Source organism: Arthrobacter sp. P1_D12, assembly GCF_056406175.1.
Genome location: NZ_JBFUAR010000009.1, coordinates 63,870 through 75,647 on the forward strand (window position 1 = coordinate 63,870; position 11,778 = coordinate 75,647).

The following is an 11,778-nucleotide window of genomic DNA, read 5'->3' on the forward strand; positions in this document are numbered from 1 at the left end:
ACTAGCCCGGGAGCTCCTGCAGCCCGCCCCGGGGCAGATGGATCCAGCCTTCGGTCAGGGCGGCCGCGGCGTGCCCGGGACCGGGCCGCAGCGTCGCGCCGACGGCGACGGCCCGCGCGGACAGGGCGGCGATGAGGGCATCGAACATGTCATCGGACGCCGCAAGATCGGCCCGGTACTCCGCCGGGTCCAGCCATGGCGCCTTCACGGCCAGATCCGCTACCGCTGAGGACAGCTTTCCCGCCTCCGGCGCCCCGCGCCCCTTGTAGCCGCGGGCATGGATCCCCCAGAGCTTCAGCGACGCCGCCGGGTACACCTCGGCAAGCCGGCCGCTGCCGTCCCTGGCCTGCGGCCCGTACTCCCTTGCGATCTTCGCCTGGATCACCGCGCAACGCATCGCCGGGTGGGCCAGCCGGTCCGCGGAGACGCTGAGCGGGATCAGGCCGGTGTTGCCGGTGACGAAACGGTCGGTGTCGCGGTAGGCGAGCAGCCGGCGGCCCTCGATCCCGTCATGGTCCAGCACTGGATGGGGTTCGAAGCTCAGGTGCCCGGCGATGAAGGGAAGAAACGCGTCCGGCCAGCCCAGCGGGGAATCGATCCCCGTCATGGCGCTGGTGCCGAAGAGGCGGAGGATCTCCTCGTCGCCCACGTCCAACGACAGATGCGCCAGGCGCGCCAGGCGCGCCGCGCCGTGATCCCATTCGATGACGGCCGCTGCCGTCTTCTTCGCGGCGGCAGCGAGGTCGACGCCGAGAGTCCGCATCACCGCGCCCCAGCCACTTGACTGAACGCCAATCGAAAAACGCCCAACAAAAACGCGGGGTCACGTACCGCCCGTTCCGGAACCCCGGATGGGCGGTACGTGACGCTTCGGCGGCGGCACGGTCGCCCCAGCCCTCGGCCTTGACCCACTTGCCCGGCTCCAGGTCCTTGTAACGGGTAAAGAAGTGCTCGATTTCCTTGATCAGGAACTCGCTGACATCGCTGATCTCTTTGATGTGGTCGAACCGCGCATCGGTCGGGACGCACAGGACCTTGGCGTCGCCGCCGCCGTCGTCGGTCATGTTGAACACGCCGATCGGGCGGGACTCGACTATCACGCCGGGGTAGAGGTCGAAGTCCTGCAGGAGCACCAGCGCGTCCAGCGGATCCCCATCCTCACCCAGGGTGTTCTCGAAGAAACCGTAGTGGGTGGGGTACTGCATCGACGTGAACAGGACGCGGTCCAGGCGGACGCGGCCGGTCTCGTGGTCGACTTCGTACTTGACGCGCGATCCCTTGGGGATCTCGATGGTCACGTCATGCTTCATGGAATGCTCCTTGACGAATTCAGGGGGTGCGCGGCACGTGCATAAGGGCTGTCGGTGCCGCCGACTACTATTGAGGATATAGCGAGAGGCGCTGGTTTCAGGAACTAGTGGGGACATTTCAGGACTAAGGACCAGCAGCAGCATGAAACCGAGAACCAGCCGCGAGGGTACCCAGCCGGTGCCCGGCAGGGGTCGCAGGATGCCCGCGCTGCTGCTCCAGACAATCCTCGTGGTGGCAGTGGCTGTGCCGGCCGGCATCGCCATCTCCCCGGCGTTCCTCAGCCATGACGGGTCCTCCGACGCCTCGCAGACAGCACCGCCCTGGCAGCAGATCCCCGCCACATTGAGCCCTCCCGGCAACAGTTTGGGGGCAGTCGGGCCCCTCAGCACTTCCGCCCCGGTTCCGGCCGGGGCCGCCGTCGCCGCGCAGTTGAACAAGACCCTTAGGCCCGACGGCGCCGGCACCTTCACCGGCATCGTCCAGGACGCCGCGACGGGGAAGGTCCTCTTCGACCGGGCTGCCGACGAGGCCCGCGTTCCGGCGTCGAACATGAAGCTCCTCACAGCCGGTGCGGCCCTGCGTGTCCTGGGCACCGACCGCCGCTTCAGTACCCGCGTGCTGGCAGGGCCGACCCCCGGCTCGGTGGTCCTGACCGGCGGAGGTGATGTCCTCCTGGGCGCCGGAGAATCGGCCCCGGGCGCCGTTCTGGGCCGCGCCGGGCTGACCACGCTCGCGAAGGCCACTATCGATGCCCTCAAAGCCGGCGGCGTCACCGGCACGGTGAACGTCCTGCTGGATGACTCCCTCTTCAGCGGCCCCTCGCTCAGCCAGGCGTGGAGCCCAGAGGACGTCGCCGCCGGCGAGATGGCCCCGCTGTACCCGCTGGCGCTGAACTCCGCCAGGTTCGATCCCGCCAAGACCACCGGACCCCGCCCGCAGGACGCCGCCATGACCACCGCCGAGGTGTTCGCCGCCCGGCTCACGGCGGCCGCGGCGGCCGGGGGGCTGTCCGTGGCCCCCGGCGTCGCCCGGGGCCGGCCCGGTGACGCGCCGGAGGGCGGGCACGCCAAAGTCCTGGCCGAGGTCCAGTCCGCCACGGTGGGGCAGCAGGTGGACTTGATGCTGCAGACCTCGGACAACTACCTCGCCGAGGTGATGGGACGGATGACTGCCCTCGGCGTCGGCCGGCCCGGCAGCAGCGACGACGCCATTGCCGCCGTGCTGCAGCAGGTCAAGGACATGGGCGTTCCCACTGACTCGCTCCGGGCCGCGGACGTCTCCGGCCTGGCCCTGGCCAACAGGGTCTCGGCCCGGCAGCTCACGGACGTGGTCCGGGCCATGACCTCGGGCACAGACCCCCGGCTGCGCGCCGCCCTGAGCGGGTTCCCGGTCGCCGGGCTCACCGGCACCCTGGGGGACCGCTACACGGATGCGTCCTCGGCCGCGGGCGCCGGGCTGGTCCGCGCCAAGACGGGCACACTGAACACAGTCATTGCGCTTAGCGGTTCCGTGGTCGACGCCGACGGCCGGCTCCTGGTCTTTTCCTTCGTCGGCAACGGGCTGACCCCCGGCGCCGCGAACAAAGCCGCGCTGGACCGCTCCGCCGCCGTCCTCGCCGGCTGCGGCTGCCGCTGACGGCGCGGGCCGGCCGGGACCCCGCGCAGGTCTGGCTCTTCGCGCCGGTCTGGCCCTTCGGCCGGAGGTCCCGGAGCCCCGGCCGGTTCGCCGGTCAGCGAAAATTAAGGCGCATTGTCGGGGCCCTGTGATCTGATGGACCCCATGGAGTCCTCTGCAAGCGAGACATCACCCAAGACGCCGAGTGCGGCATCGGTCCAGGTCCCGGATCTCATCAACTGGGAGCTCGCCGCGTCCACGGCAGCCCGGCTGACGCCGGCGGGCCCCGTCCTGGGCAGCGCCGAGATCGGCGCCGCCGTCGAAAATCTGCGGCTCATGGCGGACATTTCCGTGCCGCACGTCCACCACATCACCGGCCTGGACGCCGCCCGGGACCTGCGTGACTCCGAGGTCCTCGTCGTGGACCGGGCCTCATGGGCCAAGGCCAACACGCAGAGCTTCGCCGTCATGCTCAAGCCCGCCATGGGAAAGCTGCTGGAGGGCCGCGGTTCCATCAGCCCCGGCGCTGCCGGGGTCAGCGCAGCCATCACCGGCAGCCAGCTCGGCGCCATCCTGGCCTTCCTTTCGAGCAAAGTCCTGGGCCAGTACGATCCCTTCTCAGCGCTGGCCGAAAACTCCACGGCCCCCGCTTCCGGACGGCTGCTGCTCGTAGCGCCGAACATCATCTCCGTGGAACGCGAACTGAAAGTCGAACCCGCGGACTTCCGGCTCTGGGTCTGCCTCCACGAACAAACCCACCGGGTGCAGTTCGCCGCCGCACCGTGGCTGCGGCACCACATGCTCCAGGAGATCGAAAACCTCAGCGGACTGTTGCTGGGCAATGTCGATTCCCTGATGGAACGGGCCTCGGCGGCCGCGAAATCGCTGAAGGACCGCGCGGCACCCGGCGCCGCGCCCGGACGCGGCGCCATCCTGGACCTGCTCCAGAACCCGGAGGAAAAGGCGGCCCTGTCCCGCCTGACTGCCCTCATGAGCCTGCTCGAAGGTCACGCCAATGTGGTCATGGACGCCGTGGACGCCAGCATCGTTCCCTCAGTGAAGACCATCCGGCAACGTTTCAACGACCGCGGCCAGGACCGCGGCATGATCGAGAAATTCATCCGCAACCTGCTCGGCCTCGACGCCAAGATGCGCCAGTACAGTGACGGCGCCAAGTTCGTCCGGGAAGTGGTGGCCGCCGCCGGCATGGGAGGCTTCAACAAAGTCTGGGAGTCCGCGGACCACCTCCCCAGCGAACCCGAGATCCACGACTCCCGGCTCTGGCTCGACCGGATGGGCCTCTAGCCGCCATGACTGCCGCCGACGGCGCCGGTTCGACCTCGATTTCCAGCGGACGACGCCGGCCCGGCCGCCTCGCGCCGGTGGTCGGCACGGCCCGAAAAATGCTGCAGGACGCCCTCGCCGCGGCCGGCTACCCGGACCGCGTCCTGGTTGCCTGCAGCGGCGGGCCGGACTCGCTGGCTCTCGCCGCCGTCGCCGCCTATTTCGGGCGCCGGGGCCACGTGGACGGCCATCCTGTTTCTGTCGGCGCCGTCGTCGTGGACCACCAGCTGCAGCCGGGCTCGGCCGCGGTCGCGGCCACCACGGCCCGGACCCTCGAGGAGCTCGGGCTCTCTCCCGTGACGATCAGGACTGTCGACGTCGCCTCCAGCGGCGCGGGCCCCGAGGCCGCCGCCCGGGACGCCCGCCATGCGGCCCTTGAGGCCGCCGCGGACGAGGCAGGTGCAGCCGCGATCCTGCTCGGCCACACCCTCGATGACCAGGCCGAACAAGTGCTCCTGGGCCTGGCGCGCGGGTCGGGCACCCGGTCCCTCGCCGGGATGCGGCCGGCCCGCGGCCGGCTGCTGCGCCCGTTCCTGGGCCTGCGGCGCGCGGACACCTTGGAGATCTGCCGGGTGGAGGACCTGGAGCCCTGGCACGACCCGTCCAACACCGATCCCGTGTACGCGCGTTCCCGGACCCGGGTTGAGGTGCTGCCCCTGCTGGAGGACAAGCTTGGCCCCGGCGTTGCCGAATCGCTCGCCCGCACGGCCGCGATCCTGCAGCTCGACGCCGATTATCTGGAGGACGTGGCGAACGACACGTTCGAGCGGCTGCGCCAGCAGACAGGGGAGGAGATCAGCCTTCCGGAGGCCGGGCTGAGGGATCTTGCCCCGGCCGTGAGGTTCCGGGTGATCGCCAAGGCCGCCGCCGCCGTCGGCGGTCAGCAGCCCAGCTACCAGCGGCTGCTCGCGGCGGAAGCGCTCCTGCGCCGGCAGGGATCGGCCGGCCCGGTGGAGCTTCCCGGCGGGGTCAGCGTCTTCCGGCTCTCGCTCGCGCAGCTCCTTGCGGCGGAGCCGCCCGCCGCCGGTGTTCCCCGCGAAGCCGCCCGCTGTGGGAAGCTTGTATTCCGGCCTCAACAGCCGCCCCGAAATTAGTCGCACCCCGCATCTACACAGGAGCCATTGGTGGATTCAAACGACGTCCAGGCAGACCTCAAACACGTTCTCTACACCAAGGAACAGATCCAGCAACGGATCACCGAACTCGCGGCGCAGATCGACAAGGACTACGAGGGCCGCGACCTCCTGATCGTCGGCGTGCTCAAGGGCGCCGTCATGGTCATGGCAGATCTGGCCCGTGCGCTGCACACCCACGTCTCCATGGACTGGATGGCCGTCTCCTCGTACGGCTCGGGCACGCAGTCCTCAGGCGTGGTCCGCATCCTGAAGGACCTCGACACCGACCTCATGGGCAAAGACGTCCTGATCGTCGAGGACATCATCGATTCCGGCCTCACGCTGTCCTGGCTCAAGACGAACCTGGAATCGCGCGGCACGGCGTCGGTGGAAATCTGCACCGCCTTCCGTAAGCCGACGGCCGCCAAGGTCAAGATCGACGTCAAGTACGTCGGCTATGACATCCCCAACGAGTTCGTGGTGGGCTATGGCCTGGACTACGCCGAGAAGTACCGCAACCTGGACTTCGTCGGCACCCTGGCTCCGCACGTCTACGAGTAAATCGTTCACGCGAAGGCAACCCCGTCCGGGCCCCGGGCGGCCGGAGGCCCGGCCCCGCTACGCCCACAGGGAACTTTTGCCCTTTGCCGTGCGTGAGGTAGTGCGACGGTGTATAGCTAGAAGCTGACGCAGCACCACACGCGCGCAGACCGGTCGCCGTGCAGCACTACCAGGAGGGACGGGGCCAGCCCCGAACAGATGAAAGCTAAGAGTTTCTTCAAGGGCCCCGGCATCTGGATTGTCGTCGTGGTGGCCATGCTGCTGCTGGCATTTGCCACGCTTGCGCCGGGCGGCGCCAGCCGGATCGACACCGACAAGGGCCTTGAGCTGCTGACAGCCGGCGGCAAAGTTGAACAGGCCAAGATTTTTGACGCCGAGAACCGGGTGGACCTGGTCCTGAAGGACAACCTTCAGGTCGACGGGCAGGACAAGGGCAAGAACGTCCAGTTCTACTTCGTCAACGCCCGCGCCCAGGACGTCGTCAAGGCCGTCACGGACTCCAAACCGTCCGGCGGCTTCACCGACCAGCCGATCGAAAACAACTGGTTCTCCGGGCTCTTCTCCCTGCTGGTGCCCGTGCTGTTGCTCGGCGTCCTGTTCTGGTTCCTGCTCTCCCGGATGCAGGGCGGCGGGTCCAAGGTGATGCAGTTCGGCAAGTCCAAGGCCAAGCTCGTCAACAAGGACATGCCCCAGGTGACCTTCAGCGATGTCGCCGGCGCCGATGAGGCCGTCGAGGAACTCGAGGAGATCAAGGAATTCCTGCAGGAACCGGCCAAGTTCCAGGCCGTTGGCGCCAAAATCCCCAAGGGCGTGCTGCTCTACGGCCCTCCGGGCACCGGCAAAACCCTCCTGGCCCGCGCGGTTGCCGGCGAGGCCGGCGTACCCTTCTTCTCCATCTCAGGCTCCGACTTCGTGGAAATGTTCGTCGGCGTGGGTGCCTCCCGTGTCCGCGACCTCTTCGAGCAGGCCAAGTCCAACGCGCCGGCGATCATCTTCGTCGATGAGATCGACGCCGTCGGCCGGCACCGCGGCGCCGGAATCGGCGGCGGCAACGACGAGCGCGAGCAGACCCTGAACCAGCTGCTGGTGGAAATGGACGGCTTCGACGTCAAGACCAACGTCATCCTGATTGCCGCCACGAACCGCCCCGACGTCCTGGACCCCGCCCTGCTGCGTCCGGGCCGCTTTGACCGGCAGATCGGGGTTGAGGCCCCCGATTTGATCGGCCGCGACCAGATCCTGCAGGTGCACGCCAAGGGCAAGCCGATGGCTGCCGGCGTCGACCTCAAGGCTGTTGCCAAGAAGACCCCCGGCTACACGGGCGCGGACCTGGCCAACGTTTTGAACGAGGCCGCCCTGCTGACGGCCCGGTCCAACGCCAACCTGATCGATGACCGCGCCCTGGACGAGGCGATCGACCGCGTCATGGCCGGCCCGCAGAAGCGCAGCCGGGTCATGAAGGAACACGAACGCAAAGTCACCGCGTACCACGAAGGCGGCCACGCCCTCGTCGCGGCTGCCCTGCGGAACTCCGCCCCGGTCACCAAGATCACCATCCTGCCCCGCGGCCGTGCCCTCGGCTACACCATGGTGGTCCCGGAAAACGACAAGTACTCCATCACCCGCAACGAACTGCTTGACCAGATGGCCTACGCCATGGGCGGCCGCGTCGCCGAGGAACTCGTCTTCCACGATCCGTCCACGGGTGCATCCAATGACATCGAGAAGGCCACCGGGATCGCCCGGAAGATGGTCACCGAGTTCGGCATGAGCGAACGGGTCGGGTCCGTGCGCCTCGGTCAGGGCGGCGGCGAGCCGTTCCTGGGCCGCGACGCCGGCCACGAGCGCAACTACTCGGACCAGATCGCCTACATCGTCGACGAGGAAGTGCGCCGCCTGATCGACGGCGCCCATGATGAGGCCTACGCCATCCTGACCGAGAACCGGGATGTCCTGGACGAGCTGGCGCTGGAACTGCTCGAACGCGAAACACTGAACCAGGCCGAAATCGCGCAAATATTCACCCACATCCGCAAGCGCGACTTCCGCGACGTCTGGCTCTCCAAGGAGACCCGCACGCTCCAGACCGCCGGCCCGGTGGAGTCACGCCGTGAAAAGGCGGAGCGTGAAGCCCAGGAGGAAGCCACCCACGCCCGGCTCGAAGAGCCGCTGGACGCCCAGCCCCCGCATGCCCAGGGCGTCGGCGGGCAGGAGTCCTTCCAGGGCGGTGCAACAGATATCGGGACTGATGGTCATCCCGGCTAGGCTTCTTCTGTGACTTCTAACTTCGACGACGACGTTCCCGCCCCCGCCGCTGCTTCGGCGGGGGACGGGGGAGCCCCGCATTCAAAGTCCAAAGTGGACCGCCCCAGGATCGAAGCGGCAGTACGGGAAATCCTGCTGGCGATCGGTGAGGACCCGGACCGCGGCGGCCTCATTGACACCCCGAAGCGGGTGGCCAAGGCCTACGTGGAAATGTTCGCAGGCCTGCACCACGACCCCGCCGAGATCCTGGCCACCACCTTCGACCTCGAGCACGAGGAACTCGTGCTGGTCAAGGACATTCCGTTCTATTCCACCTGCGAGCACCACCTGGTGCCGTTCCACGGGGTGGCGCATGTGGGCTACATCCCGTCCCACGACGGCAAGGTCACGGGCCTGAGCAAGCTGGCGCGCGTGGTGGACATGTTCGCCAAGCGCCCGCAGGTCCAGGAACGCCTGACCACCCAGATCGTCGAGGCCCTCGTTACGCACCTCAATCCGCGTGGCGCGATCGTCGTCGTCGAATGTGAACACCTGTGCATGTCCATGCGGGGAATCCGCAAGCCCGGCGCCAAGACCGTCACCAGCGCAGTGCGCGGGCAACTCCATGACCCGGCCACCCGTGCCGAAGCCATGAGCCTCATACTCGGAAGGTAAGAACACAGACCATGGACTCCCTAGCTGCAGCCCCGGGCACCGGCCCCGCCACTTCGCCCCTGCCCATCCTGCGCAAACCGCGCCCGGCGGCGAAGTTCCAGGACCTGCCCACGGACCGGACACTGGTGATGGGAATCCTCAACGTCACCCCTGATTCCTTCAGCGACGGCGGAGCCCACGCGACGGCGGACACGGCGATCGCGGCCGGGCTGCGGATGTTCTACGCCGGGGCGGACATCATTGACGTCGGCGGCGAATCCACCCGCCCGGGTGCCACGGCAGTCGGCGCTGACGAGGAACAGCGCCGCGTCCTGCCGGTCATCGAGGCCCTGGTCAAGGCCGGCGCCCTGGTCAGCATCGACACCACCCACGCCGCGACGGCTGCCGCGGCCCTGAAGGCCGGCGCCGCGATCATCAACGACGTCTCGGGCCTGACCATGGAACCGGAAATGGCCGAACTCGCCGCCCGCACCAAGGTCCCCTACATCCTCACGCACCGCCGCGGCGACGCCAGCACCATGAACTCCCTGACGGACTACCGTGACGTCGCCGGGGAAGTCGTGACGGAGCTCGCCGGCGTCCGCGACAAGCTGTACGCCGCCGGGGTCGCGCCGGAACAGATTATTGTGGACCCGGGACTGGGCTTCGCCAAGAACGAGGGCCAGAACTGGGAGCTCCTGCAGCACCTGGATGTCCTGCAGGCCATGGGCCATAAGGTCCTCGTCGCCGGCTCACGCAAACGCTTCCTGGGCAGTCTCCTGACCGTGGCCGGCAAGGCCGCCCAGCCGGTTGAACGCGACGCCGCCACCGCCGCCATGACCGCCATCAGCGCCTTCCGCGGCGCCTGGGCTGTGCGCGTGCACGACGTAGGCGCGAGCCTGGACGCCGTCAAGGTCGCCGCCCACATGGTTCCCCCGGCACCGGCCGGTTCCGCCAACGCCGGCACGAACTGACCGGCCGGCACCATGGATCAGATCACGCTGAGCGGCGTCACCGCCGTCGGCCATCACGGTGTGTTCGATTTCGAGCGCCGCGACGGGCAGCCATTCGTTGTCGACGCGGTGCTGCACCTGGACTTCAGCAAAGCGGCCGCTTCCGACGACGTCGTGGACACCGCGCATTACGGCGAGGTGGCCAACTGCATCCGGGACTGGATCACCGGTGAGCCGCTGAACCTGATTGAGGCCCTCGCGGTGCGGATTGCCGAGGACGTCCTGCAGAAATTCGCCGTCGCCGCCGTGGACATCACCGTGCACAAGCCCAAGGCCCCGATCGAAGTCGACTTTGGCGACGTCGCCGTCAGCGTGCACCGGAGGCGGACGTGAGCCCGCTCTACACCCGTGCCGTGATCGCGCTCGGCAGCAACCTGGGGGAGCGCAGCGACACCCTGTCCGCCGCCGTTGCAGACCTCGTCGACCCGCCGGAGGTGCGCCTGCTGGCCATCTCGCCGATCGTCCAGACCAAGGCCGTGGGAGGTCCGCCGGACCAGCCCGACTTCCTGAACATGGTGATTGCCGTCGAGACGTCGCTGCCGCCGCTCGGACTGCTCGAGCACTGCCAGGACGTGGAGCAGAAGCATTTGCGCGTGCGCGAGGTCCGGTGGGGGCCTCGGACCCTGGACGTGGACATCATCACGTACGGGGATGTGGTCAGCTCCGATCCCGAGCTCACCCTGCCCCACCCCCGGGCCGCGGAACGGGCGTTCGTGCTCTATCCGTGGTCGCTGATCGATCCCGTGGCGGAGCTCAACGGCGAACGCGTGGGCGACCTCGCGGCGAAAGCCGCCGATTTCGCCGACCTTGCCACCTTTGACGGCTTCCAGAACTCCGCCGCAGCGGATGTCACTGCCACGGAGATCACCGGCGTGCCCGGTGCGGCGGAGCGGCCGTGAAGCTGACCAGCCCCCTGCTCCTGCTGGCCATTTGCGTGGTCCTGGCCGTGGCCGGCTGGTTCGCCACCATGCTCTCCGGCCGCTACGGCCTGGCCACCCCGGTGCTGCCGCTGACGGGCCTGGTGACCATGGGCGTGATCGTGGCCCTCACGCTGGTGCTGGGCATCCGCGTGCTCCGGTGGCGCAACGGCAAGAAGAAGAAAATCCTCAACCCCATCCTGGCTGCCTGGACCCTGGTCCTCGCGCAGGCCTGCGCCTACACCGGGTCGGTCCTGCTGGGCTGGCACGCGGGAATCGTGGTGGAGCAACTGAGGCTGTGGAACCTGCGCAGCAACCAGGAGATCACCTGGCAGGCCCTGGCTATGGCTGGCGGCGGGCTGATCATGGTGATCGTCGGGCTCGTCGTCGAGCGGTTCTGCCGGATTCCCCCCGAGGACGGCGACGCCGATTCCCGGCCAGGCGTGCAGGGAAAACGCAGCAAGCCCTCGGCGGAAGGCGAATATGCCTACCGAAGCGATTGATCCTCCGGGCATCGACTGGCTCCGGATCTCCCCGAAGTACGTCACCGTGCGCCTCGCGGGATGGGCGCTGGGAACCCTGGTCGCGGTGGCCCTGCTGTCGCTTCCCCTCATCCTGGTGCTGACCGGCGGGTGGACTTGGCTGCCGGTCTGGCTGGCCGTCGCCCTGCCCGCGGTAGCGCTGCTGCTGGCCCTGTGGCGGCTCGCGCTGATTCCCCGGCAGGTGCGCTCGATCGGCTACGCCGAGCGTGAGGATGACCTCCTGATCCGGCGCGGCATTTTCTTCCAGCGCACCCTCGTGGTTCCTTACGGGCGGATGCAGTACGTCGACATCGCGGTGGGCCCGGTCGAACGCCAGCTGGGCCTGTGCACACTGAAGCTGCACACCGCGGCCGCCGCGACCAGCGCCGAGATTCCGGGGCTGCCCGCGAGCGAAGGCGCCCGGCTCCGCGAACAACTGTCCGCCCGCGGCGAAGCCCGGCTGGCCGGGCTGTGACGGGAAGGC

General features: G+C 68.5%; 12 protein-coding genes and 1 pseudogene. 11 read left to right on the plus strand and 2 right to left on the minus strand.

Annotated elements, in window-relative coordinates:
* Position 1: 1 nt before the first annotated feature.
* On the minus strand, positions 2–763 hold the full coding sequence (locus AC1DZV_RS08350; RefSeq protein ID WP_476953449.1) for a DUF429 domain-containing protein: 762 nt from the start codon (positions 761–763) through the stop codon (positions 2–4).
* A 91-nt stretch (positions 764–854) separates the two neighbouring features.
* Positions 855–1,310: pseudogene (locus AC1DZV_RS08355) on the minus strand (inorganic diphosphatase); the annotation flags it as partial.
* A 142-nt stretch (positions 1,311–1,452) separates the two neighbouring features.
* Between AC1DZV_RS08355 and dacB the strand changes: the two are divergent.
* From dacB to AC1DZV_RS08410, 11 genes are all read left to right on the plus strand, one after another.
* Positions 1,453–2,946: a D-alanyl-D-alanine carboxypeptidase/D-alanyl-D-alanine endopeptidase gene (gene dacB, locus AC1DZV_RS08360; RefSeq protein ID WP_476953450.1), complete on the plus strand. Its 1,494-nt coding sequence runs from the start codon at positions 1,453–1,455 to the stop codon at positions 2,944–2,946.
* Between the two features lie 144 nt (positions 2,947–3,090).
* A complete protein-coding gene (locus AC1DZV_RS08365) occupies positions 3,091–4,230 on the plus strand; it encodes a zinc-dependent metalloprotease (protein ID WP_476950660.1) in 1,140 nt (379 codons plus the stop codon).
* Positions 4,231–4,328: 98 nt separating this feature from the next.
* A complete protein-coding gene (gene tilS, locus AC1DZV_RS08370) occupies positions 4,329–5,363 on the plus strand; it encodes a tRNA lysidine(34) synthetase TilS (protein ID WP_476950764.1) in 1,035 nt (344 codons plus the stop codon).
* 30 nt (positions 5,364–5,393) lie between these two features.
* Entirely contained in the window at positions 5,394–5,945 is a 552-nt protein-coding gene (hpt, locus tag AC1DZV_RS08375; protein WP_018774939.1) for a hypoxanthine phosphoribosyltransferase, read from the plus strand.
* Positions 5,946–6,143: 198 nt separating this feature from the next.
* Entirely contained in the window at positions 6,144–8,210 is a 2,067-nt protein-coding gene (gene ftsH, locus AC1DZV_RS08380) for an ATP-dependent zinc metalloprotease FtsH (protein WP_028276931.1), read from the plus strand.
* A gap of 9 nt (positions 8,211–8,219) precedes the next feature.
* Positions 8,220–8,864 carry a GTP cyclohydrolase I FolE gene (folE, locus tag AC1DZV_RS08385; protein WP_230007204.1) on the plus strand — a complete coding sequence of 215 codons (645 nt, stop codon included), beginning with the start codon at positions 8,220–8,222 and terminating at the stop codon, positions 8,862–8,864.
* 11 nt (positions 8,865–8,875) lie between these two features.
* The gene (folP, locus tag AC1DZV_RS08390; protein ID WP_476953451.1) at positions 8,876–9,817 is read left to right on the plus strand and encodes a dihydropteroate synthase; all 942 of its coding nucleotides are present in this window, start codon (positions 8,876–8,878) and stop codon (positions 9,815–9,817) included.
* 12 nt (positions 9,818–9,829) lie between these two features.
* On the plus strand, positions 9,830–10,189 hold the full coding sequence (folB, locus tag AC1DZV_RS08395; RefSeq protein ID WP_028276929.1) for a dihydroneopterin aldolase: 360 nt from the start codon (positions 9,830–9,832) through the stop codon (positions 10,187–10,189).
* On the plus strand, positions 10,186–10,755 hold the full coding sequence (gene folK / locus AC1DZV_RS08400) for a 2-amino-4-hydroxy-6-hydroxymethyldihydropteridine diphosphokinase (protein ID WP_476950662.1): 570 nt from the start codon (positions 10,186–10,188) through the stop codon (positions 10,753–10,755). The genes folB and folK overlap by 4 nt, the downstream gene beginning before the upstream one ends.
* Entirely contained in the window at positions 10,752–11,276 is a 525-nt protein-coding gene (locus tag AC1DZV_RS08405) for a DUF3180 domain-containing protein (RefSeq protein WP_028276927.1), read from the plus strand. Before folK ends, AC1DZV_RS08405 begins: the two co-directional genes overlap by 4 nt.
* On the plus strand, positions 11,257–11,769 hold the full coding sequence (locus AC1DZV_RS08410; RefSeq protein WP_476953452.1) for a PH domain-containing protein: 513 nt from the start codon (positions 11,257–11,259) through the stop codon (positions 11,767–11,769). The genes AC1DZV_RS08405 and AC1DZV_RS08410 overlap by 20 nt, the downstream gene beginning before the upstream one ends.
* The last annotated feature ends 9 nt before the right edge of the window (positions 11,770–11,778 follow it).

Coding starts and splice junctions, on each gene's coding strand:
- tilS (WP_476950764.1), top strand. CDS start 4,329: ATGCTGCAGGACGCCCTCGCCGCGGCCGGCTACCCGGACCGCGTCCTG.
- AC1DZV_RS08365 (WP_476950660.1), top strand. CDS start 3,091: ATGGAGTCCTCTGCAAGCGAGACATCACCCAAGACGCCGAGTGCGGCA.
- AC1DZV_RS08410 (WP_476953452.1), top strand. CDS start 11,257: ATGCCTACCGAAGCGATTGATCCTCCGGGCATCGACTGGCTCCGGATC.
- dacB (WP_476953450.1), top strand. CDS start 1,453: ATGAAACCGAGAACCAGCCGCGAGGGTACCCAGCCGGTGCCCGGCAGG.
- folP (WP_476953451.1), top strand. CDS start 8,876: ATGGACTCCCTAGCTGCAGCCCCGGGCACCGGCCCCGCCACTTCGCCC.
- ftsH (WP_028276931.1), top strand. CDS start 6,144: ATGAAAGCTAAGAGTTTCTTCAAGGGCCCCGGCATCTGGATTGTCGTC.
- AC1DZV_RS08350 (WP_476953449.1), bottom strand. CDS start 763: ATGCGGACTCTCGGCGTCGACCTCGCTGCCGCCGCGAAGAAGACGGCA.
- folB (WP_028276929.1), top strand. CDS start 9,830: ATGGATCAGATCACGCTGAGCGGCGTCACCGCCGTCGGCCATCACGGT.